Origin of the sequence: Anabaena sp. FACHB-595, from assembly GCF_048568275.1 — a bacterium.
Taxonomy (GTDB): domain Bacteria; phylum Cyanobacteriota; class Cyanobacteriia; order Cyanobacteriales; family Nostocaceae; genus Trichormus.
Window position 1 is genome coordinate 2,407,446 of the sequence record NZ_CP183473.1, and the last position, 24,289, is coordinate 2,431,734.

A 24,289-nucleotide genomic window follows, 5' to 3' on the forward strand; every position below is an offset into this window, starting at 1 on the left:
CACATAGTATTTAGCACATCGTTTTACTACTACTGCACTAATTGTGAAATCTATTCTACAAACTTACCTAGAGAAAGAAATCTGGATACTGATACGAGATAAATGGTATTACGCAACCATTATTGGGATTTGGGATGATCTGTTGTGCTTTAAACATAGAACTCACAACAAAGACACGGAGGAAGATACTTTGTGGGAAATGATTGTCAAAGTCAGCGAAGTAGTTGCTATTGATAAAGTTGTCTCAGTTGTCAGTAGAAAACCTGATGTGTTTATGTCACGACTTCTAGAAACCGACAGACATACTAATAATCATCAGGAACATGAAAATTCTTAAGTTATGGCGAAGCCTTAAGTAATCAATATCACACCACTTGCTTTCTTACTCTGGACAATTGAGATTTTCCTCACCTATATGACTATTGCTTTAGCTGAGACGATTTAAATGTTTAGTTCTGAGTATCTTACACAGCAGAGTACTATCATGTATTCTTCCTGTAGATAGAGAAAAGCACCGTGATGTCTCACAGTGCTTTTTTTTGAATCCTTTCAGGTTCTTAAATCTAACGTGGAGAACAGCCACCGCTTTCCTGATGATGGTTTTCTCAGGCAATGTCTACTTGTATCTCAAAAATTAAGTAGGAACCCTATCTATCAACATATCCAGGGACTGCTTATATGTCCTCAAGCAGATGCAAGCAGTTGTGACACTTCTGCGTGTGCTAGAACCACGCTAGGTTCACCTTGCAGTGCAGTGTAGTATTTTCTAGCAAATGTATTTCCCTCTTCTGATGGCGAGAGTAAAGTACGGATATCGACAATCAAGTTTTTGACGTTATCTGGCGATATGGGTTCATCTGCTGTGAGGATTTCATCAATTTGCACAATCACCTCGGAAATACTATGTAACCAAGCAAATTGCTCATGGTTAATTACAAGTTGCAAAAATTCTCCACTTGATATTCTGCCACTCACTTGTTCATAGGTAATGCGTTCTTTGTCTAGCAAAACCTTGTGCAGCTTGAGTAATTTGTTTCGTAAATTCTTAAGGTGCTGATGTTGATTTATACGTTGTAAAAGCGTGTTAGAAGTCAATGGAATCGATCCTCCCATTACGATATTCTTTAATAGCTGAAATTTCTCTTCAGGTTGGCATCACAAACGCTTCTCATCAAACTACTTTGGTCAATGCCATATCAGGAATCAGTCATCCATTCAATTATGCTTTGTGTATGATGGATTTGTGGTCTGTAAGTTCCGAAAATATAGCGCAGACTCTTTGTCTGCCATCAACAAAGTAAATATTATTGTTGAGAATGCTTTCGTTTTGGCATTTGTTTTTTATATATGAATATTCATATATTAGCATAATCAATATAGGAGCTATCAAAGGCAGTATTTACTACTTTATTTTCGGAAAACCGTCTATGTCCTTAGCATATATAATTCTCGGTTTCCTACAAAAAGAAGATATGACAGGTTACGACCTCAAGACAAATTGTTTCGATCAATGTATTGCTCACTTATGGCCAGCCGATCAAGGACAGATTTATAAGACGCTCGATAAGCTTTTTGAGCAGGGTTGGATTAATTGCCATGTTGAGATTCAGCACGATCGCCCCAACCGTAAAGTCTATAGTCTCACAGAAATGGGCAAAACCGAGTTTGTACGGTGGCTGCAATCCCCCCAGCCCTTGCCTATAGTCAGAGAACCTTTACTTGTACAATTATTTTTTGCAGCTCAGTTATCGAATGAGGCGATCGCTAGTCTACTACAACAGCAGCTAGCAGCTCACTATGAAAAAATCAGCAATTGTGAAGCCATCAACTTTCCACCGGTTGAAGATGAAGTGGAGATTCGTGAGCAATTAATACATAGGCTAATGGTGGAATTAATCGTGCGTCGTGAGGAAACTTATATTGACTGGTTAAAGTCAGCTATCAAAACACTAACAGTTGATAATTAAGATACTTCCTCTAAGTAACTATTATTTTTTATTACATTAAAATTAGTATTTTGAAGTTATCTAAAGTTATAATATCAATTATATCAAAATCCTCATTTGAGTTGATAATATTATATCAATTTAATTCTATTAATATATGATTAAAGACTAATATTATTTCTACCATGCTCAGTGCAGAGTGCAGATTTCTGAACAAAGTAAGAATTACTTGGTACTTTGGTACTACTATGAATACCCCAACCTTGACGATGCTCTCATTGGTCTTTTCCTTGTTCGCGTAGCATCACGCACACAAAGGTGAGAGTCTTTTAACTCAGCATTCTTCATCAGCATAGGAACTATGAATATAGGATATTTTCAAAAAATTCCTGTGATGCCACTAGTACTGCTTTGGTTAGCTTATGCCCTTTTGGGGTGGTATCTTGCTGCACATCACATCGTTTGGTTAGTCGGAGCTTTTATCGCCACTATTGCTATAGCTGTAGTCCGCAAGAGTATTTCTTGGTTAGAAACCATAGTTTCTTTTGGTTCTCGAACTTTAGTAGTAGTTATAGTCTTAAGTGCATCTATTGCTTTAGTTGCAACTTGGTCAATGTTATTAAGTTTGTTTCTTATTCCTATAGCAACCACTCTTTTAGCTGATTTAGAACTGCGTTTTGCCGGCTTCAAAAAAATAGATTCGTTTTGGATTTTGACTGTTTTGGCAGGTTGGGGTTTAACTGTCGGGGAAATTGTGGATATTTTACTTCTGCCCAGTGGCAGATACTAGAGTCCAGGAAAGAGGTAGGGGAAGAACTACCTACTTGGATATTTTTTATCTGGAAGTCCCTTAAATACAGCCATCCACAAAAAACAGTTTTTATTTCAGAAATCCAACACTTGGTATTGTGAAATACCCAGGCTTATATAACGAGGGAAGTAATAAGCTATTTTCACGCTTCGATTTAAATAAAAATACTTAAACAGTATTTCATTATCAAGAGGAGAAAGCCAAGTTTGTCCGGAAATTTAATCTAATTAGAGAATAAGCTTACGGTAACGGGCATTATCAAATCAATGGGTACAAAAATTTACTTGATATTTGATAGTGAATCGCATAACCTAAACGTTTAGTTATACTCTTTTAGGGAGTTTATGAACAGAAAACTCATACTTAGTTTGTTCGCCAGTTCTTCAATTTTTACATCGCTGGTATCTACACTAGGGATAATCAACCCTGCCCAGGCTAACCTGACTCAGCGATTAATACACACTAATGATGGTCGTACCTGTATTACTAATCCTCACGGTATGAAGGATTTTGTGTGTATTCGAGATTCAGAAAGAGATCCAAAGGCTGCTCCTGCACCTAAATCGATGGTAGTCTCATCCAGGCCATCTGATGATACAGTTGCAGAACTTGATTTCACCGATGAAGAAAGCGAAGCCGCAATTAGGATATTTACGTGTGACTGTCCTTTTTGCATTAATTCTTTGCGACAGTTACGTGGTACTGGCAACTTGGTGTACTAAATTTTAAAAGTACTAGTTGTGATTTTTTTGTCATAGTCAAAATCCCAGTCTTGTAACCAAATACACTCAAATTTTCCCATCTTCGCTTCACAAAAACGAATTAACAATCAAGCCATTTGTCGAGCCATCAACTGAGCAAAAATCCCTTCAGTATTTGCTAACTCTTGAAAAGTTCCCTGTTGTACTACCCGGCCTGCTTGTAATACATAGATGCGGTGAGCGTTGCGAATTGTGCTTAGTCGATGAGCGATCGCAATTCTGGTAACCTGTAATTTATCTAGACTTTCACTGACTATTGCTTGGGTTCTGTTGTCGAGGGCGCTGGTAGCTTCATCAAATAACAAAATTCGGGGCTTTAATGCTAAGGCGCGAGCAATCAGCAATCGCTGTCTTTGTCCTCCAGACAGATTACCACCGCCTTCGCTGACTACCGTGTGCATTTGCATAGGCATGGCGGTAACATCTTCAGCAAAACCAGACATCCGCGCTGCTTCCCAGGCTTCATCTAGGGTAATCTGTGCGTCACCAGCGATATTCTCAAAAATGGAAGCTGAATTTAGCTGACCATTTTGTAACACAACACCTAACTGTCGCCTGACTGCATCCACATCTAAGCCGGAAAGGTCTTGACCATCGTAATGGATGCTGCCGGCTTGGGGTGTTTCAAATCCCAGTAGTAGCCGCAGCAGAGTTGATTTACCGCTTCCAGAACTACCTACTAGAGCAATAAATTCTCCTGGTTCAGCAGAGATACTGACATTATCCAGGGTTAAGTTGCCATCACGACGATAACAAAAAGTTACATTATCTACAGTAATTTTACCTGCCAGCCTGCCAGGGTCAGATTTGCTGAGATTCACTTCTGGTATGGTGGTTAAAATTGGCTGTGTGCGTTGCCACTGGGGAAGAATTTGTAAAATTTGGGTAACTGTATTGCTGAGGTTTGTGGTTCCTCTGGTGAAGTTGCTAAAGGCTGTGTTAAAGGCGAGAAAAGTCCCAAGGGAAAAGGCGATACTTCCGGAAGTTTGAGCTTCTTCTAAGAGCTTGGTGGTAAACCAGAATAGGACTCCAGAGGTAATGATGGGGATGATTGTATTGAAGATTACAACAAAATCTTCTACCAATTGGGTGCTGAGTTCTAGCTTGATTTGTCGAGTGTAGTTTTTACTCCAAGCGGCGAAGGCGCGTTCTTCAGCCCCGGCAATATGCAGTTTAGAAATGCCGTTGATTAACTGTACTGTTTGCCCGAAAATATTACCCTGTACTTCTAACAGAGGTCGCACTTTTGATAATAGAAGGATACCAGAGATTGTCGTGATAGCGATCGCCACTACGGCACTAGCAACGGCAATCAGGGCTAATTTATAGTTGTAATAAAATAACTGTCCTAAGTAAAATAACGCAAATATACTAGTAATAAAATTAATCAGCGTTCTACCGCTAAGTTGACGACGGATAGCACTGACTGAGGAAATTCGTGAGAGTAAATCCCCTGTGGTGTACTCTCGGAAAAAAGAGACTGGCAAATTGAGTAATCTATCCCACACACCAGCTTGAGTAGAAGCATCACCAGAGGTTTCCATTCGCAGCAAGGCAAAACCTTGAGCCAGTTGAAATAAACCTGCACCTAAAGCTGCAACTAATAACCCTAAGCCGATTTGTAATAATAAAGAGCGATCGCTATCGGGGATGGCATTATCTATAATTATTGAAGTGGCATAAGGTGTAATCATCCCCAACAGGGTAATGAAAATACCAGTAAATAAAATTTGTAGTAAATCCCACCCGTGTCCTCGGAGGGTAAACTTGACTATATCAATAGCCCTGAGTGCTTTATCGGGTAAAGAGCGATAAAACATATAAGCCACAGGAGCTAATGTTGCAGCTACACCCTCGTTTACTACCACACGGCTATAGTTAACTGGGTCAAAAATTTCATAACGATTTCCAGCAGGTAACAGCGCCACTGGTTGATTCTCTTTAGTATAGGCGACTAAAGCACCTGCATCTTTCAGCCACCAATTATCCCGCAACAACACCCGGCGCATTCGGATACGTGAAGCCCTGACTATCGCTTCTAATGGTTCCTTCACTCGCTGGAGATTTTCCGAACGCAATGGAGGGCTAATCTTGATACCCATAGCCCTACCGACTGCACCAGCAGCCACTAATAAAGGAGTACCTTCTAAGAAAAAGTCACCGTCTTGAGAATTGAGGGTTGATGATAGTTCCCCTAAAGCTTCGGCTGTGACTCGACGATTCAGGCGTTGACGTTCTTGCAACCTTGTCAGTTCTGCTTGTGCTTCTTGCTCATCTAATAAAGTCACACAAGACAAGATTTGAGTATGTAATTGAGATAAACCAGCCAGCAGTATATCTGAATTTTCGTATTCGCTAGTAGTATGAGTTGTTAGTTGCACTCCCCCGACTGGGGTTAACCACATTTTGTCATTCATGGGGAAGGCTACGTCTGTGGCTAAAATCAATTCCTCAAATCCCAGAAAACAAACATTCCCTTCCTGAAGCTGCACCCAGCAAGTTAAACCTGCGGCTGGTTGGAAATTTTGACCATTATTTAAGGAAAATCGTTCTTGTCCCTCAGTTTTTACCTGAATTTTGGGTGTGGGAATCTGGCACAATACACTACTAAGTTCCATTAACCAATTTTCTATCCAAGCATTAGCTTTCGCTCCTAACCCGCGAAAACATTCTGGATGTAACAGCAGTAACTCAACTTCCCCAATAGGAACCGCGAGAATTTGGCGTTGCTGATAAACCGTGCCGAAAAGTGCCTCACCTTGGCTAATACTACATAAATAACGACGAGTTCCATCAATCACGCCATCTTTCACTGTGACTGCAAACAAAGCCATAGAACCAGATTGAACCACCCAAACCCGCGACGGGTCATTGAGTAAAATTGGTTCATTGCCATTAATTATGTAAGTTTGCCCCTGTAGTTTCATTTTGGCTATTTAGATTAGGTGATTGTTGTTGGTTGCTATAGCAATTCCTAAACAAGTGAGGTACGGAGTTATTTTTTTAACGCAAAGGGGCGCGAAGGAAAGCGCAAAGGGGCGCGGAGGATTTTTACTTAGTACCTTAGTGGATTGGGAAATAGGGAAATAAATTTTTGAATTTTGAATTTTGAATTTTGAATTGATTTCATCCTTCCGTCCGAATCAAACGCGAATATGCACCCTCAACTTGCCAAAGTTCTTGGTGCGTACCTTGTTGTACTACTTTCCCCCGTTCCAGGACAATGATTTGGTCACAGTCGCGGATAGTGCTTAATCGGTGCGCCACGATAATACAGGTACATCCCCGACGGCGGAGATTTTGGTCAATGATTTTTTCTGTTTCTGCGTCTAAGGCGCTGGTGGCTTCATCCATAACTAGGATAGAGGGATTATTTACCAACGCACGGGCAATTTCTAACCGTTGTCGTTGACCACCACTGAGATTAGCAGCACCTTCGATGAGTTCGGCATCATAACCTCCAGACATAGAGAAAATTACATCAGCGATCGCAGCATCTTGGCAAGCCCTCATGAGGTTTTTATCTGGTACAGTAGTATCCCAAAGGGTTAAATTGTCCCTCACCGTACCGCCAAACAGCAAAATTTCCTGCTCGACCATCGCCACAGAGTTAGTCAGTAGTTGGAGGGAAATCTCCTCTCTCGGTTGACTATCAAAGTAGATTTCCCCAGTCCAAGGTTGATACAGTCCGCTTACAAGTTTGGCAATGGTAGACTTACCAGAACCGCTTCCCCCCACTAACGCCACACGCTGTCCTGGTTTAATTGACAGATTAAAGTTTTCAATTAAAGGCGCTTCCAAGCGGCTATAACCAAAAGTGATATTTTTTAACTCCACATATCCTTGCAATTTAGGAAGCGCCTGGAGTGATGAAGACGATGTTTTACCCCCTACTTCCCCCACGGGGTTATCCAACACATCATCAAGACGAATCAAGTTTCCCTCTAATTCCTGGAGAGTCGTACCAAAGTTGACGAGATTGTTGACGGGTTGCTGAAAACCAGACATTAAACCTTGAAAGGCGATGAGCATACCGATACTTAGATGTCCATCCATCACGCGGAAACCACCGACTATCAAGAGCAACATGGCGGAGAGAGCCGATAGCAGTGTGGGTAAAACTGAGAATGTCTGGTTTGTAATTCCTAGTTCCTGTTGGGAATTGAGCGCCTTGGTGTAATAACCAGACCATCGAGAAAAGAAATCAGACTCTAACCCTGATGCTTTGAGTGTTTCTATACTTTGTAATGTAGCGATAGATATACCCGCCGCCTTCCCATATTCTTGAATTAATCGTTGATTAGCATCTATCCGTTGACGAGAAATCCATTGCAAAGTTAAGACGTTCACGGCGGCAAAACTGACCACCATCAAGGTAAGTACCCAGTCATACTGCACCATCACCAAAGCATAAAAAAGCACCATCAATGTGTCAATGATGGTTGTTGCTAACTGTCCAGCCAGAACATCGGCTACTTGGTCATTTAGGGTAGTGCGATTACTGATTTCCCCAGCAAATCTTTGAGCATAAAAGCTCACTGGTAGGCGGAGAATATGCCAGAGGAAACGGCTAGACATACCCACAGCTAGTCTAATTTTGAGTCGGCGTAGGTAGCGTAGTCGTAGTAATGTGAGTGATCCTTGCAGTATAGCAGCGATCGCCATTGCCAAAAGTAGAGGGTGCAGCCATAACATTCGTCCCTGCACCAAGATATCATCGACAAATATTTGACTAAATACGGGGATTACCAACCCAATAATCGTCAAGAAAAATCCTGCCACGATGCAGTAAACTAAAGCACTCTCAGCCCCCTGTAACCGTGACCACAAAGATGCAATCATGCTGGGTTTGCGACCACCTTTTTGGAACTCTGCGCCTGGTTCCATCACCAGTACTATTCCGGTATATCCCTCGTCAAATTCTTGTAACGATACATGACGCGGCCCCGTAGCGGGGTCATTGATATAAACCTGATGTTTACCAAATCCCTCTACCACAACAAAATGGTTAAAGTTCCAAAAGACAATATAAGGAGGGCGTAATTGTTGTACTTGCTTCAGTTCTTTTTTAAAACCTTTAGCTTCTAGTCCATAAGTTCTGGCAGCTTTCACCATATTAGATGCCTTGCTGCCATCGCGGGAAACTCCGCAGTCTCGCCGCAGTTGTGGCAATGGTACAACTCGACCGTAGTAACCAAGAATAATTCCCAAAGCAGCCGCACCACATTCTACCGCTTCCATTTGTAGCAGCGTGGGCGTTTTCACTCGCAGCCTTCTAGGTGGTAGTATTTTTTTTACATACTGCCAAGGATTAACCAGTGTTACTACGGTAGATTTAGTAGATACCACTGGCAGACCTCAAGATTGGTAAAACAAAGGTGATGGGAGCGCGTTCTTCTACCTTGACCCGCACAACGGTAGTAGTTCCAGAAGAAATATTCAGGTGCGGCCCCGTGGAAGAAGACCACTTGTAACCGCTTGGTGTGTTGGCATCTAATTCTAAGTGAGAGAATACTTGTATTAATCCTTGCTGTTGAGATACTAAACCTTCCAGCACCTCAGAATTACCGACTTCATTAGCAGCCGCTTCCTTGGTAATCGGGAAGCGAGAAATGCTGGTGACATTACCCACAATCCCCCCAAAGCGTTCCCGCTTCACCGTTTGGGGAGTAATTTGGATAGACATCCCTGGCTGAATTTTCTTACCCTCCGCCACAGGAAAATAGGTAACACCAACCAACTTACTCTGGGGATTTTCCGCCTCTATGGTAGCTAACCGTGTACCTGCGTTAACAACTTGCCCTGGTGTCAAGGTAATTTCTAAAATGCGTCCGCTATGTTGACTAATAATCTGGCTATTATCACTCAGTTGCAGTTCTAGAGAGCCAATCTCTCGCTTCACCTCTTGAATTTCTTTATTTCTCGCCGTGACATTTTCTAAATCTTGTTGAGCCACGGAAGCCTGTTGACTATCTAATTGTTTCAACTGTGACTGCAAGTCAGCCACAAGTGTCAAATTTTCCCGATAATCTTTTTCTTGTTGAGTCTCTTTGACATCAAGTTCTTTTAATTGTGCTTGAATATCAGCAATCTTTTCTAAGTTTTGCAGATATTCCTGTTCTGCTTTGAGGGCTTCATCACCGGAAATCGCCCCTTCTTTTTGAAATAATTCTTGGCGAATTTTCATCCTCCGTAGAAACACAGCAGTCAGAGCTTGAGCTTGCTGGAGACGTTGCTGTAAGCCTTGACGTTGCTGATCAACAGAGGTGTTACCTTTGGTTTTGAGTAAAGGTGTAATAGCTTCCAATTCCAGTATACGCTGCCGGAGGTACTGACGCTGTTGTTGCTGCGATCGCTCCTCTTGTTCCAACCTCCGCCCTTGTAGTGAGCCAACAGCTTTATCTTGCGATTCCAGTTGTGTTAGTTTCCCTCGCTGTTGTTGCAGTTGCTTACGCAGTTCAGCTTGGTCAATTGTCGCCAACACCTGCCCTTTTTTAATCACATCCCCCACTTTCACATTCAACGCCATGATTTGCCCGGCACTTTTGGATTGTAGGGGTACAACATTGCTAGGGTAAATCAATACACCCCGACCCTCAACGGTGATGGGAATGCTACCATAAATACTCCAGATAAAAGCAACTCCCACAATAGAACCCAACGCCACAAGAGGTAGCCAGCTTTTAGGACTGACTACCTGCATCAGTTGGTCTAATCTTTCAGGAGAAGATAGACGCTCTAAGGATTCTTTGCGGAATATACTGCCTTTTTTTGTAGCATTAGTTTGGTAACAAAACCTTCTCACTAGATTTACTATTGTGGCGACGGAACTCATGAAGATCAATATAGCCAGCAGGTAATTCTGAAACTGATAGATAAGGTGAACAAGACCCCTTTAATGCTAAACTGAGTAGTCTGCCATCGATATCTAACAAAATCTTACGCTCTCGTAACTCAGATACAATGGGGAATATTTCATCCCAGGATACCGGAACGTCAAGCTTTTTATTAATTTCTGACACTACTTCTCGATAAGTCAAAGCGCGATCGCAAACTTTATAAACCCAATAAGCCAATCCTTCTAGAAACAATAGACTTTCGGTAGCGCATGGTCTACTATCATAAATTGTAATTAAGCTACCACTATCATTCATGCTCAAAATTGGTAAATACTCTGGTTTATGTTCCTTGTAGTACAAAGACTGCCATAAACGATTCCATTGGTTTACCCAGAGTTTCAAGTTTTCTAACCCTGGACGCTCTGTTTTTTCACTTGTTTGTTCATTTTCTTCTGTTGCATAACGAGTAACCAAATTGTTTTGGTCTTCAAAAAAGTAGGCAAGTTCACTAAGTATTTCTGGCGCAAGTGGATATACGTATTTATAAGGGCGCAAAGGAGACAAGTTTAAACCCCAGTCCGATGGTCGCTCATAGTAAGGACTAAATCGGTCATAACGAATCTCTGATGCACCGCTTGGTGGTTGGAGATGAGCAATTAAAGGTAGCCATTCCATCATCTCCACATACCACTCATCTGACTCCCCTGGAAAGTCCGCAAGTATATTCCAAAATACAATAATTCCTAATTCTCTAGCCCATTTCAATAACTGCACATTCATCCAGGCTGTGTTACCTTTGTTCATCAGTTTTAAAATGGAGTTGTGCATACTTTCGATGCCTGGTTGGATGCAACGAACACCAGCTTGTGCCAATTGTTGCAGATGTTCCCACCTTAAGTTAGCTTTCGTTTCATAAAAAATATTGTAAGCTTCATCTCCAGCAGCAAGAACCGGAATAACCGTATTCATGTGATTCATATCTAGGATATTATCGACCACCTGAAATTTACGCAGTCCATAACGTTCACATAGCTGGGTAAACTCTTTCAGCACACGATCAGGAGATTTAGAACGGTAATTTATACCACTTCCGTTCAATCCACAAAAAGTGCAATGATGTTTTTGCCCCCACCAACATCCACGAGAGGTTTCAATCAAAAGTCCAGATTGAATGTAGGGCGAAAGTGTAGAAGCATGGAGGGTTTGAAAGTAATCATCGTAGTCAGGAATTGGTACTTGATCTAAGTTCTGTACGGAAGCTCTTGGCGCGGCTATGCTGATTTTGGTAGAAGTCCGATGAGATGGACTAATTACACCATAAGGCAATATTGATGGATCAACCTCTCGACCACCATCCAAAAGCTGATAGCAAAACTCATTAAATAAATCGTCACCCTCTCCCGAAATGATAAAATCTACCCAAGAAAAATGTGTGTGAGTAGCTAACCCCATAGCCCCTTCACAGTTAGCACCTCCCATAAAAGTAATAATTTCCGGGGCTAACTCTCGTACACGTTTCAAGAGAGCAAGTGAAGCACAATGCTGCTGAAATGTAGAACTACAGCCAATAATACGGGGTTGTAAATTGGCTACAGACTGAGCAACACTTTCAATAAATGCTGTAGCCTGCTCACGTACTGCCAAAAATGCTTCTTTCAGGTTCCTATCAGGCAAATAATTCTCGTAGCTTTTGAAACATGGAGAAATAAGATCGAAATACTCTGAATGGTTAGGATTAAATTCAGGAAATAACACTCCAGAAAATGTCCATTCACCCAAGAACGTTTCAATAAAATTCTCACTAATCATAGCATATACATCAAGGCCTATTTCTTCTGCAAACTGGATATTTGGGTATAAAATTGTTGGTTCAAGCTTTGCTTGTTGTAGACGAGCCTTTAATAAACCAAGAGCAATTGATGGTCTTTCAACTGCTGCATAAGGCATTAATACTAAACATACATCACTCATGATTTTATTTATATAATTTTCGTTTATGCCGTGGAAAATAGGAATTTGTATTTTATTAATTTAAAACACTAGTTATCTAGCCTAAAATCTTATTTTTAGGCTAGACATTTAACTTAAAACTTAACTTTAACCGTAACTGAAACTTCGCCACTAATTCTACCACCTGCTACTGACTCTAGCTCTGCTTCAGATAATGTATCTTGCTCAGAATTTGGTAACGCCTGCAAAGATAAATTTCCTGGAGTAGTTTCCACCAAATTAACATCAATACTGGATGGAAGATTAATTCCCTCTTTTTCCAGAGTAGACCGAGGATTAGATACTAAAGCCTGCTTAAAAGACTCATCTTGCCCAGCTTTTACTATAATTTTTTCTTCGAGTTCTTTCCATGTCATTACTAGACTCATTTGTTGTTTCTCCTTAAAGGTTGCAATGGCATTTTGCCATCAAAATACTTTTCAATACAATGCACATTTTCCAGATAGAACTCACCTTTTTTTAGATTTTTTTATGCTATTTTTAAAGTAAAAAAGTACATTTTTGCCTTTGAATCGCTCTCATACAAATTTGGAAAATAATTGCAACAGATGGACATATAAAACTCATATACACCAAGCGATTTCCAATCCAAAATTTAAAATGGTGTAAGAAGTTTTATTTTGTTAACAAATTTTAACGGAAGTCTCACTCACTTACTGCCATAACAATATTGAAGGTAGTAAGTCTGGACATGATAATCTCAATAGCTCATAGCCAATACCAGCTATTCCTTGACAAAAACCAAAACTATATACGTCGGCTGGTAAATGAGGAAGAAGTTGAAAATAACCAATCTGGTTTGCTCTAGACAAAACTTGAGTTGCTCGATTATTTGCTGTTTCTAGTAATTCTGGGTGTGAAAGTTGCTTAGATGCAACTAATAACATTTCTATATGACTAAAATTGCCACAGCAGATGTTATCTAAAACCTGTAAACTTGAGTGATGTATTGTATGTAAATTTATATCTAATTCTTGACGAATTTCATCTGTATCGAGGATGTTTAAAGTTCCTAACCGAGCCACAGAAATACCAATTAGCCCAGAACACCATTCAGTTGTAGATGAGAGTAAGCTATTGTCAATGCTAACTAAATCCAAGTCTTGGCAATTGCTGCTTAACGAGAATAAACGTTGTTCTAAAGTAATAGCTTCTCGAGCTGCTGATGCAAAGATTGGCTCATCAGTAGCTGCATATAATTGAAGCAGTGCATAGGCAATACCCGCAGCACCATGAGAAAATCCTAGTAGTACCTTGCCTTCAGCATTAGTCCAGGCTTGATAGACTTCATCTACGGTTACACGAGTATCTAGTAAATAATTGCCCCAGCTAATAGCCTGCTGTAAAGTAGCAGGTTCTTTTGTAGCTTTGTACAAAGCTAATAAGCTAAGAATTGTACCAGCAACACCAGTCATTACTCCAGGTGCTTGATTAACGGTCGCTTCATTTATTACCATCAAAGAAGCTAGTTGTTGAGCATCCTGAATCAGCTCTACTTCGCCGAGAAACTCACTAATACGAACTAGGGCATAAACAATAGAAGCTAATCCTGTAGCACCACCAATACCCATTTGTCCAATTAGCTTTTGCTGAAGGTCAATATGTGGATCTTGTAAAGTTTTGCGTAGGGACTGTAAAGATGCTAAGGATAATTCACCAAATTCTGCTCGATTCGTAACAGACGCTAGTGCTGCTAAAAATAAAGATATGCCACAACAACCATCATATAAACTATTGCCTACTGGCTGTAATTGAAACCTTTGCGCCTCAAACAAGTATCCCATCCCAATCCAGGTAACACTATTGTCCTTTCCGCGAATAGCTTGCTGCTCTAGTTGTTGAGCGATGGCGATCGCCTGCTGTAACATACCTCGTCTTTCTATGGGGGCAACTATGTCCATGTACAGGTTAGGATTCTCTAATGGTAAAGAATTTAGTTGTTCATTAGTCAGACATGAGTAAAGTGAACCTCTAATCAGGCTAATCTGCTTCGCTAAATCTGCATCATCCATCTGTCGCAGATGGGCAATAACATCGTCATAACTAGAACTACTCAAAAATTTATTGATAGTTTGCTCTGAACTAATATCTATTACATTACTATCTGAATATGCCGTGAAATAAGGAATATCTAACTGTTCTAAAGCTTGCTTTTCTGCTGCTAATAATGGCCATAAAGGATGTTTATCTTCTGAAGAGAGAAATGCTCTGCTTAGTAAGTCTAACTGAATACTATGTTCTACTCCAGTTCGCAAGCATTTATGATTTAAAGAGTTCTGCAAAATAGAAGCGTAAACAGTAGTATTGCGAATTACAAGCCGTACTTTCTGGTTGCTAAATGCCGTTATTGGACTATCACTTGCTAACAGTTCTTCTTTTCTTTGTTGCAAGAACTGGTACATCTGCCGAAATCCATCTATGAGTTCTTTGCTGTGGTTATTCAGCGAGGTATCAATATTCTCACCAAAAGGTCGATTTTTTTTTGGTAGTAATTTAGTGTACTCGCGTACAATAACCATGCTATCTGTATTAATGTGCTTCCATTTCATTGCTCGGTAAGGCATCTCTTGTTCACCAAAACCTCCCAATCCACTGAAGTCTAACTTCAGTATCTCAGTTTGCTCATAAGGCAAAATTTGCCATCCTGGTAAGAAACCAGTACCAACAACAGAATCTTGTAAACATTCATTTGCTATAGATTTAGCATCAGCATCATCTTTACTTAACCAAGTACGGTGATGTAAAAGTGTCTCTAAATCTACAAGAACTGGCTGATCTCCACAAGCAATTAAGTTTTCACAATGACAGTCGTTCCCTTTTAAGAGGTACACAATACACAGCACCATACCGGCACGCTGATAATAGTGTTTCACTGCGTCTTGATCTTGACATGGCAAAGCTTCAGCGAACTCCATCCAACCGTAGTTAGAGCAATTAATTATCTTCAGCAGCTTCAGGGGCAAGTTAATTTTTTGTTGATTAATCCAATCTAAAAAATCAAAATAAGCCTTTTCTAAGCCTAAGCTTTTAGGTTTGTAAACTAGCTTGAAACCTGAAGCAAACTTAATCACAATTACAGCACGGCCACGATTATGAAAATCAGACATTGCTAATTGAACACTAACAACTTGCCCTAATTTTTGCTCTGGCTGAAAAGTCAACTGAATTTTATCCGAGTCTGATGCCAATCTTGAGAGAAATTCTCCAGTCGCTTCTACCCAGAAGTCTACAGATGTTGCTATCAATCTAGCTAATACACTGTACTCTTGGAAGAAAGACAGTAGTCCGTCTTTAAGTAATTTGTTAACAAAATCTGTGTACTGCTGCTTAGAACAATTACTTTGCAACTGATTAATAAAACGAACTAAGGGAGAACTTTTTAAAGAGCGAAAAATTGAGAACTCCAGTTCCAAAGGAGAGATGCAAATACCAGTCAAATGCTCCAGGAGACTTCGTTCCATTTGAATATGAGCATTTTGTGATAATAAATAATAGCTAGATCCAGCAGACTCAATTAATTTTTTTTTAGCAACATCAACAAATGGTACCAGAATTTCTTCAAACGGAAACGGACGTTCAGGATCTAAATACCGATGCTGCTGTAAGAATTTGTTGTTTGAATTTTCTGGAATAACAAAAGTAGCAACTTGCATTCCTGCTTTTAAAGTTTCCACCCAGTTGGGTAGATATTTTTCATCAGCTAGATTAACATTACCTAAAACACAGCTAATAGTATTAGTATCTAAGCCATCCCACAATAAACGCTTTTCAAAATTATGTTGATTTCCTTTAGCGATAAATTGATACCATTTTTCTAATTTAGCATTATTTTGATTTGCATTTATTTGACGGTCATTGAAAATAAAACTACTACTAAGACGTTCAGAAATATTACTAGAACGCTCTATTATTTTAATTAAAGATTGCTTAGAAACGTTCATAATCAATTTAAAATAATTAATTTATTACTTTTTATGAAAAACCTCTCCGGTTTCATTGTAAATGTTTTAATGATTTGTATTATTTAGGACTTGGAAAAAAGAATTTATAGATTTCGGCACCAAAATCTTTTCCCTGATCATAAAGCATTGCTCCATTTAAAATAACAACAATCACAAAAATGCTTATGATTACGAATTTAATAATAACTTTAGGATCATTTAAATTTTGCATAATAATTTAATGTATTATCCATCGTCCATGATGAGTTTTTTTGCTGGTGTAAGAAAAAACTCCTACACCAACTTGATTTACAGCGAAGTGTGATTTTTAGAACAATCTATGATCACAGTGTTTTCTGGAGAAAAGCTTTGTGTATTTCTTTACCAAAACCTTTTAATCTACAATGGCTTTATATATTTCTTTGCCAAAGTCTTTTAATCTATCATAAGTTTTCTCAACAAAAGTGAATATATCTCCAAGACTTCCACCGGCAACCGCTTCTAACTGCTCTTCAGATAACTCTACATCTTCTAAATTGGGACGTGCAGGAATTACGAAGTAGAAATTGGAATCATTCTCTTCCACTACATGAACATTTATTTCTTCTGGTAATTGAATAGCAAATTCTCTTTCAATTACAGCTTTAGAGTTGTTTAATAACTCTTGCCTGTAGGTTTCGTCTTTCCAGGCTTGAACAATTATTTGTGCTTCAATTTCTTTACGAGTCTTTGTTTGTTCGCTCATTTTGGTTATTTCCTACTTAAACTAATTAAGGGTTTAATTGATTGGTGGACTGATGAATTCAAGAAAAGAATAGTAAGTTTTATCAGATGTAATACTAGTTTAAGCTTCCATCTGTATGAGACTTACATAATCATGAATTCTTTAATTTTTAGATTGATTATTTTCTAGAATTATGTTCTTCAAGAGCGCCATGAGCGATAGGAATTAAAAGGAGCGTAAGTGTCCATAACGCTCCACCAGCAACGGCTTCTAGCTGCTCATCTGATAATTCTACATCTTCTAAGTTAGGGCGTGCAGGAATTACAAAATAGAGGTTAGAAGCATTTTCTTCCATGACGTGAACTGTTATTCCCTCTGGTAATTGAACACCAAATTCTTGTTCAACTATTTTTTTAGGATTGTTCAGTAATTCCTGTCTGTAAGCTTCATCTTTCCATGCTTGCACAATGATTTGTGCTTCAACATCTTTACGAGTTTTAGTTTGCTCACTCATTCCATTTATCTCCTAACACTACTAAGGTGGAAATTAAGTTATTACTTAAATTAAGTTTATAAAAAAAACGCTAAGGACACAATGTACTTTTTTTAGTTAATACTACGTTTTTTTTATTTTAATTTTAAATATGTTAATGATTTGTTTTTTGCCAAATAATAGCAGTCAATTCTGCTATATCTAAAGCCTGTTTAGCCTTAATTACTTCTCTCAAAAAAGCTCGTTCATCTTCCCAAGCAAACCGAGGTAGGAGAGGTTGAGAAACTAACAGTTCTTCAGAGGAAATGTTTGCGTCCTGATTTTCTTCGTTTAAATGATTCATCTTGCTACAGAATAAAAAAGTTCAGATTTACTTTGCCAACTATCCGGCCATTGGATGGAGTCAGCCGTAAAGTGGAGTGGATCATTTTCTATCCAGGGTGCATCAAGTGGTTCTTCAATGATGGTAAATTCGCCATTATCGAAGGGAACTCCTGGGGCTGACACTTTTGGATAAACTCGCTCTCGTAAGCCACGCTTTGCTAATTCTAGGGCGCGATGGTGGCAGTAAGGATTGTTACCCCGACGATTGAAGAATACGTGTGCTGTCCAAGTGCAACCCCCGCGACACAATTCGGCAAATTTACAAGTCTTGCAGAATCCCCACAAGTACGCTGTTCCTTCGGGTGTACCAGCATAGAGATTGAACTGCAATTCTTCGGATTGTTCTACAATTTCCCTTAGTGGACGTTCTCGGATATTGCCACCTGCATAAGCGGTTGTTGGTAGGGAAGGGCAGCCTTTAATTGTGCCGTCCGCCTCTAAACCTAAAGTTGATAGCCCAGCACCGCAACCCCGCCAAAATCCCCACTCTTTACCTTGTCCCCGCAGCAACCGTTCATAAGGCCCGTAGTAACCGATGTTGTTACCAGCAGCAACTCTTACCCCTTCGGTGTTAGCTCGTTGAGCAACACGAGCCAGCATAGGATATAAGTCTAATAGCTCAGAGGGTTGGAGAAGGATATCTGCATTGTCGGCGGCATTTCCCATTGGCACAGTTAGTTGAATTTGCCATGCTCGCGCGCCTGCATCGCGGATATGCTCATAAATACTAGGAAATTCAGGGGCAGACAGACGGTTGATTTGGGTATTACAGCCGAAGAGAATGCCAACTTCTTTAAGGTAGCTCATGGTTCTTAAGCCAGACTTCCAAGAGCCTTTTCGTCCCCGTAAATGATCATGGGTTGCTTCCATGCCATCGGTAGAAACAGAAACTTTTGCAATTCCTGCTTCTTTCATACGCTGTGCCATTTCCAAAGAGATGCCATAACCCCCCGTAGTCATGCCGCAGAGCATACCAGCATCGGTAATAGCTTTCGCAATTACTAACCAGTCTGGACGTAGAAAAGCCTCTCCGCCAATGAGAGTTACTTCTTTAATTCCCACCTCAGCTAATTGCTGAACAAGGTTAAGAGCTTCTGCTGTCGAGAGTTCTTGATGCCTTGCCTGTCCTGCCCGTGAACCACAATGACTACAAGCAAGATTGCATTTCAATGTGATTTCCCAAACGGCATAACTGGTTCGATGGTGTTTTTCAGACATAGTTTTGCCCAGTGTTTTGGTATTAGCTGTGTAAGTCAAAAGCTGTTATGGATTTATATGATGCGTATAACAGCTTTTATAATTACGGCGATGACGTTTGATAGCTATGAAAGATAATCGCGTGGATCAAGTGGATCAAGAATTACACCGTACAGAGCAACTACACCAGGGAAGATACCTTTGATCCAATGAATAGTTTTTGTTCCACCAGCGATCGCTGCTAATTCCGCTTCGTTAAGTTCCTCATCAGGGGAACTAGTTTCTAAAATCTCAGCAGTAGCAGTTTCCCATTCTTCTTCTGTGAAATTATATCCTGTTCCTTGTAAGAAACTTATACGTTCTTCGCTGGAATAACTTTCAATTTGAGTGCGGAAAGTTGGATCTGTTGTGATTCTCTGATAAAAAGCTTTTGCGCTTTCAATAGACATACAAATACCTCTTATGAATAACAAAAACATTAAAAGAAATAAACTAATAGAACAATGCAGAATTTTTGGATAAGACTCTGTTTTTTTTCGTTAGATATTTATTAGGAAAAATTTAACTTACTTTTAATCTTCCCAACATCCAATCAAATCTTTTACCAGCGATCGCCATCCTATCTAAAGTGTTAATATCTAATTCATCGTCATACTCTAGCCCTTCACGTAAAGATTGACCCCGGCTATAAACTCGCCTACCATAACCAAGCTGACTCACCATTGCTTGCGATCGCTGGGACAGTAAAGACGCAATTACTCGGTAAAATCTTGATGCAAATCCCACATCTTGTTGTAACTTTGCGGCTAGTTGCTGTCGGGGAATTGCTAAGACTACAGAATTTTCAATTGCCTTAACAGTTGCAGGGGGTAAACTACCATCTATAAAGGGTGTTTCGCCGATGATTTCACCTTTAGATAATTTGGCTATTTCTCTACCAGGAATTTCATGACCCTCAATAGCTGCAAAAGCACGCGCTAAAGGATTCTGTTCATCTGGGGAAATAGACAAGGACATTTTTCCATAGAGGAGAATATACAGTGCGTCTACAGTTCCTTGTTCATGGATGAGTATGGTATTAGCTGGGATTTTTTGGGGAGTACCAGAAGCCATCATCCAATCTATGTCACTATCGTGTAATTCTCCCAGGATAAACAGCACATCTCGTAGATGTTGACTTTGTGCTAGGTTACGACGACCAAGTTGATGGATGGTATTTTGTATTCTATCGGAAATAATGATGGCGATCGCTCGATAAAAATGCGCCGCAAAACCCACATCTTGCTGTAATTTCGCCGCTAATTCTCCAACCGGAATTGACATCACCAGGGACTTTTCCACAGCTTTAATCGTAGTAGCTGGTGGACGTGTCCCAATTAAGGGACTTTCTCCCATTATCTCACCCCTAGATAATCTCCCAATCTCCTTACCGAAGATTTCGTTCCCCTCAATAGCTGCAAAAGCACGAGTTAGGGGATTATCTTCTGGTTGCGGGATAGTAACGCTGAATGTACCATCTAATAAAATATGTAAAAAATCAGCAGCTTTTCCTGGTTGAATAAGTGTAGTACCAGCCGCTATTTCTCTTTGATGACCTATCGCAACCATCCAGTCAATATCACTTTTAGTTAGTTCTTTGAGTAAAACTTCTGTCATAACTAAGACCAATTATTTATCTACGTTGATACAAAATCTATGACGCTGGTGTAAGTCCCAAGCAATTACTCTGTAATCTGTCTAAAGTGTTCTGGATGAAAAAGTGTGCTTCTTGGGTAGCCAATTCTTCTAATGTCAAATATGTCAAAGTGATTAACATTAGGATTTGCATATTAGTATCTGTTAGCTTTTGGGCGTATTGAGCATGGAAACGCTGTAAGTTTTCGGCGGCGGCTTTTACCAATGCTTGTAAAATTACAAAAGCTCCATCAGAAAGTGGCGGTTTACCGCGATAGTTTTGCAGTCTACCTCCTTCTCGATATTGAGGAAATGATTCTAAGCCTAAAAATCGTAAGAACCAGTTTGCTTGGTAATAACCAGTAGCAGCAATAATGCCTCTATAGTCGGCAATTAATTCGTCAAATATATTATTTCGCATAGAGTTAAATAGACGATATGTTAAATAGTGAGTACATTCATGTTCTAGACGAATTGTGAGTGACAATTTTTGCCATTGTGATGCTTTTAGTCCTATTTCTTCGGCTGAAATATTGCTATATGGGATATTACTTAAAATAATAAATGTATCTTGATAGAGATGTTTCTGTAGGATTAATCGTTGAAACTCTGTATTCCAATTAGAGGCAAAATGCTCTACTTCCCATTTTTGGCGATATTGACGAATCCTGTCCCAATTGTTGAACCCACGAACTATACAAGCTCCCATTGATTGAGGAATAGGTTGGGGTTCGTTATGCTTTGTTAAGGCTTGCACTAGAGACACAAAATCTTCTCTGTTTTCAGTTAGTAATACGGGGATTGTTCCCGCCAAACTTTGATGGAGGATTAATTGGAGTTTTTGGGGTTGCTGTAAGACTAAACCAGATGCTTCTAACATCCCATTTGTTGATACACCCTTACGAGTGGCTTTTCTATAGGCTTCTGTCTGAGAGATCCCTTTTTGGATGGGAAATTGTAACTGTACTAACTTCTGTTTGAGTACTGCAAATGCGCCTATCATTTTGGCTGTAACTGCATATTTTTCCCAAGCTTCTATATGGAGTTCTGGGGATAAGGGAAATTGTAGGGGATGGATTAAGCTATTGTGAGCAAAAACATTTTGGTTATATATCAATAGTTCCTCAACCTCTAAAGCTGTTGCGCCAAAGTTGGTCAAAACTTGAGTGTGAAATGATTGTTGATTGCTCATATTGCTATTAGTGACTCACAACTAAACCAGCAATCTGCTCAGTAATTTCTTGAATGATTTGCGTAATGGTATGTTGGGAGTAACGCAGACAAAACAGACCTTTACTTCCTAGCTGTACCATATCTTCCGCCAGGGGTAAAATCCCGGCTACAGGTACGTCATAGATTTGTTCTACTTGTTGTTTTAAATCAGAGAAATTCAAGGATGGTAATGCTTTGTTGAGGACTAGGAGGATTTTTGCTGCTTTCAATTTACGAGCGACATCCACTGTTACTGCTGTTCCTTGGAAGTCTTGACTGTCTGGACGGAGGATAATTAATAATACGTTAGAAATTCCAATAGAAACTAAAGTTTCTTCATTTAAACCGGGGTGGGTATCTATTAATAAATAGTCCAATTTCAAACTACGGATCAGTTCTTGGAAACCATCATTAAGCCTGACTACATCATATCCTTCCCGGAGAATCCTGGCGATTTCTGCTGCTTTAATGCTGGAAGGAATTAGATAAAGGCTACCTTTAACTTTAGTTGTATTTCCTGGTTCGGTAACTAGTGTATCTGTAACATCATAGGCAGTATCTTGAATATCGCAGCGTTGCCATAGATAGTCATTGAGGGTAAGTTGAATTTTTTCTTCTTTAAGACCAAAGATAATATGAATCCCTGGTGATTGGATATCTGTATCAATGATGCCTACACGCTGCCCTTGTAACGCCATAGTAGCCGCTATATTGGCAATTATGTTTGATTTGCCGGTTCCGCCACGAAATGAGTGAATAGCGATGATTTGGGACATAAATTATATTTGGTAATGGGTAATTGGTGATTGGAAAATAAATTATGTGTGTTCTGTTGGATCTGTTAAGGGCTGGTTTTTGCTGTTGTGCGATCGCTCTTTTAAGGATTGCACTTGAGTCTGCAATCGCTGGTAGTACTCTTTTTCGGTTTCATGAGTGGTTATATCCTGGTGTTTAATTTTTTGGATTGTTTGTTGTAGATGCTGAAAGTGTTCGTTTTCGGTTATTTCGGCTACATGATTGGCTCTTTTGGTTTGATCAATCTCGATTCGCAATTCCTGAACCTGCATTTTCAGCCGTTGATCGCGTAACCTGACTTCCTCCGCCATTTCCGAAAAAACTCGGACTAATTGCCCGATATCATCTTCTCTATGACCTAATTCCACCAAACTCTGGTGTAACTCAACTACTTGAGCATCAAACTTATCATCCTCCAAGGCTTGGGCGGCGGCGGTGAGGGCGTGAATCGGTCGGGAAATACTCAACCCTGACAGCAGAGCGATAATGGCCGTAATTCCGCCAACAATCACCACGCTGCTGCTATTGAGCCAAATCAGACGATGCAAGGGCGCGGTAAACTCTGCTTTGGGTTGGTTAACTCCCAATACCCAAGGTTGGGTAGCTAAGGGTGCAAAGCCGACTATTTGGGAAATGTGAGATTTTGGCAAGTGATAGGTGGCGTGACCTGGTTGTGTAGTTTTCAACATCACCCCTAACTCAGGAATATTTAGGCTGTGGTTAACCACAGATGGATCAGGATGACTGATAATAGTTCCCTGTTGATCAATGACGAAGACGTAATTCTGGGAGCCTAATAGTTGCAAAGCATTGATAATTACCCAGATATCTGCTTGGCGAATTTTGATAACGGTGAGACCGATAATTTTCCCATGAGGCGAGCGTACAGGCTGGGAAAAGAACATACCCGGATTTTCACTAGTTTCACCAAGTAAAGTGCTAGACCCATAAAAGTTACCTTGGATGTGGGAATAGTTTTCACCAATAAATTTAGGATCTGTTGCAGCCAGACATTGACCATTTTTATCCATCAGTAAAACAACATCCAAGTTGGGATGAGAACGGAGGACATTTTGGATGGTCTGTTGTAGGTTGGGGCCTTGAGCTTTATGGTTTTCTGGTGTGGTAGCTGAGAGAAAATCTACCACATGGCGATCGCTACTAATTTGAGCAACTACCCGATGATAATCAATAATTAATTGATCAAGACGACTGGCGCTGCTGCTAGCTAGCAGCTCTAGTTTGTGATATTCCCCAGCCTCTACACTGTTTAAACTTTGTTGTAGGTTGTAGTAAGCCGTAAAAATCATCGGTACTAGCACAGCACAGACCAAGGCTACCGAAATTTTGGCAGCGATCGGCCAAGCAGGTGGATAAAATAACCGCCGGAAATGCTTCATTTTTACAATGCAGACAAGTTTGATGATGATCAACGATAAAAAGCTTTTTCGTTGATCATCATCACCTCTAAAACACTCTGATAAAAAGGGAGACTAATAGAT

Annotated in this window: 20 protein-coding genes; 4 read left to right on the forward strand and 16 right to left on the reverse strand. The window is 40.0% G+C overall.

The window, feature by feature from the left end:
* Positions 1–43: 43 nt before the first annotated feature.
* Positions 44–337 carry a DUF6679 family protein gene (locus ACN222_RS10025; RefSeq protein WP_010996177.1) on the forward strand — a complete coding sequence of 98 codons (294 nt, stop codon included), beginning with the start codon at positions 44–46 and terminating at the stop codon, positions 335–337.
* A 347-nt stretch (positions 338–684) separates the two neighbouring features.
* On the opposite strand, the gene ACN222_RS10030 is transcribed toward ACN222_RS10025, so the two are convergent.
* Positions 685–1,095, reverse strand: coding sequence for a hypothetical protein (locus ACN222_RS10030; RefSeq protein ID WP_231865524.1), 411 nt, complete (start codon positions 1,093–1,095; stop codon positions 685–687).
* Positions 1,096–1,427: 332 nt separating this feature from the next.
* Between ACN222_RS10030 and ACN222_RS10035 the strand changes: the two genes are divergently transcribed.
* The 3 genes from ACN222_RS10035 (at position 1,428) to ACN222_RS10045 (ending at position 3,479) form a co-directional block, all read left to right on the forward strand.
* Positions 1,428–1,967: a PadR family transcriptional regulator gene (locus ACN222_RS10035; protein WP_044521181.1), complete on the forward strand. Its 540-nt coding sequence runs from the start codon at positions 1,428–1,430 to the stop codon at positions 1,965–1,967.
* A gap of 340 nt (positions 1,968–2,307) precedes the next feature.
* Positions 2,308–2,736 (forward strand): hypothetical protein, encoded by a 429-nt coding sequence (locus ACN222_RS10040; protein ID WP_010996180.1) that lies wholly within the window; start codon positions 2,308–2,310, stop codon positions 2,734–2,736.
* Between the two features lie 365 nt (positions 2,737–3,101).
* Positions 3,102–3,479, forward strand: coding sequence for a hypothetical protein (locus ACN222_RS10045; RefSeq protein WP_044521183.1), 378 nt, complete (start codon positions 3,102–3,104; stop codon positions 3,477–3,479).
* Positions 3,480–3,586: 107 nt separating this feature from the next.
* Here ACN222_RS10045 and ACN222_RS10050 read toward each other — a convergent pair whose 3' ends face one another.
* From ACN222_RS10050 to ACN222_RS10120, 15 genes are all read right to left on the reverse strand, one after another.
* Positions 3,587–6,445 carry an NHLP bacteriocin export ABC transporter permease/ATPase subunit gene (locus tag ACN222_RS10050; protein WP_010996181.1) on the reverse strand — a complete coding sequence of 953 codons (2,859 nt, stop codon included), beginning with the start codon at positions 6,443–6,445 and terminating at the stop codon, positions 3,587–3,589.
* Between the two features lie 199 nt (positions 6,446–6,644).
* Positions 6,645–8,867, reverse strand: coding sequence for an NHLP family bacteriocin export ABC transporter peptidase/permease/ATPase subunit (locus tag ACN222_RS10055; RefSeq protein WP_044521185.1), 2,223 nt, complete (start codon positions 8,865–8,867; stop codon positions 6,645–6,647).
* The gene (locus ACN222_RS10060; RefSeq protein ID WP_044521187.1) at positions 8,854–10,323 is read right to left on the reverse strand and encodes an NHLP bacteriocin system secretion protein; all 1,470 of its coding nucleotides are present in this window, start codon (positions 10,321–10,323) and stop codon (positions 8,854–8,856) included. Before ACN222_RS10060 ends, ACN222_RS10055 begins: the two co-directional genes overlap by 14 nt.
* On the reverse strand, positions 10,298–12,328 hold the full coding sequence (locus tag ACN222_RS10065; RefSeq protein ID WP_419756899.1) for a RiPP maturation radical SAM C-methyltransferase: 2,031 nt from the start codon (positions 12,326–12,328) through the stop codon (positions 10,298–10,300). Before ACN222_RS10065 ends, ACN222_RS10060 begins: the two co-directional genes overlap by 26 nt.
* A gap of 113 nt (positions 12,329–12,441) precedes the next feature.
* On the reverse strand, positions 12,442–12,735 hold the full coding sequence (locus tag ACN222_RS10070; RefSeq protein WP_010996185.1) for an NHLP leader peptide family RiPP precursor: 294 nt from the start codon (positions 12,733–12,735) through the stop codon (positions 12,442–12,444).
* Positions 12,736–13,020: 285 nt separating this feature from the next.
* Positions 13,021–16,308: a type 2 lanthipeptide synthetase LanM family protein gene (locus ACN222_RS10075; RefSeq protein ID WP_010996186.1), complete on the reverse strand. Its 3,288-nt coding sequence runs from the start codon at positions 16,306–16,308 to the stop codon at positions 13,021–13,023.
* A 394-nt stretch (positions 16,309–16,702) separates the two neighbouring features.
* A complete protein-coding gene (locus ACN222_RS10080; RefSeq protein WP_010996187.1) occupies positions 16,703–17,053 on the reverse strand; it encodes an NHLP leader peptide family RiPP precursor in 351 nt (116 codons plus the stop codon).
* 157 nt (positions 17,054–17,210) lie between these two features.
* Positions 17,211–17,546 carry an NHLP leader peptide family RiPP precursor gene (locus ACN222_RS10085; RefSeq protein WP_010996188.1) on the reverse strand — a complete coding sequence of 112 codons (336 nt, stop codon included), beginning with the start codon at positions 17,544–17,546 and terminating at the stop codon, positions 17,211–17,213.
* 133 nt (positions 17,547–17,679) lie between these two features.
* On the reverse strand, positions 17,680–17,868 hold the full coding sequence (locus tag ACN222_RS10090; protein WP_010996189.1) for a hypothetical protein: 189 nt from the start codon (positions 17,866–17,868) through the stop codon (positions 17,680–17,682).
* The gene (locus tag ACN222_RS10095; RefSeq protein WP_010996190.1) at positions 17,865–19,127 is read right to left on the reverse strand and encodes a nif11-class peptide radical SAM maturase 3; all 1,263 of its coding nucleotides are present in this window, start codon (positions 19,125–19,127) and stop codon (positions 17,865–17,867) included. Before ACN222_RS10095 ends, ACN222_RS10090 begins: the two co-directional genes overlap by 4 nt.
* A 104-nt stretch (positions 19,128–19,231) precedes the next feature.
* Positions 19,232–19,555, reverse strand: a complete 324-nt coding sequence (locus ACN222_RS10100; RefSeq protein ID WP_044521191.1) for a Nif11-like leader peptide family natural product precursor — start codon at positions 19,553–19,555, stop codon at positions 19,232–19,234.
* Between the two features lie 112 nt (positions 19,556–19,667).
* Complete coding sequence (locus ACN222_RS10105; RefSeq protein WP_010996192.1) at positions 19,668–20,762, reverse strand: cyclic nucleotide-binding domain-containing protein; 1,095 nt, start codon at positions 20,760–20,762, stop codon at positions 19,668–19,670.
* Between the two features lie 37 nt (positions 20,763–20,799).
* Complete coding sequence (locus tag ACN222_RS10110; protein WP_010996193.1) at positions 20,800–21,972, reverse strand: DUF7005 family protein; 1,173 nt, start codon at positions 21,970–21,972, stop codon at positions 20,800–20,802.
* A 7-nt stretch (positions 21,973–21,979) separates the two neighbouring features.
* On the reverse strand, positions 21,980–22,768 hold the full coding sequence (locus ACN222_RS10115; protein ID WP_010996194.1) for a MinD/ParA family ATP-binding protein: 789 nt from the start codon (positions 22,766–22,768) through the stop codon (positions 21,980–21,982).
* Between the two features lie 42 nt (positions 22,769–22,810).
* Positions 22,811–24,187: a cache domain-containing protein gene (locus ACN222_RS10120; protein ID WP_010996195.1), complete on the reverse strand. Its 1,377-nt coding sequence runs from the start codon at positions 24,185–24,187 to the stop codon at positions 22,811–22,813.
* Between the last annotated feature and the right edge of the window lie 102 nt (positions 24,188–24,289).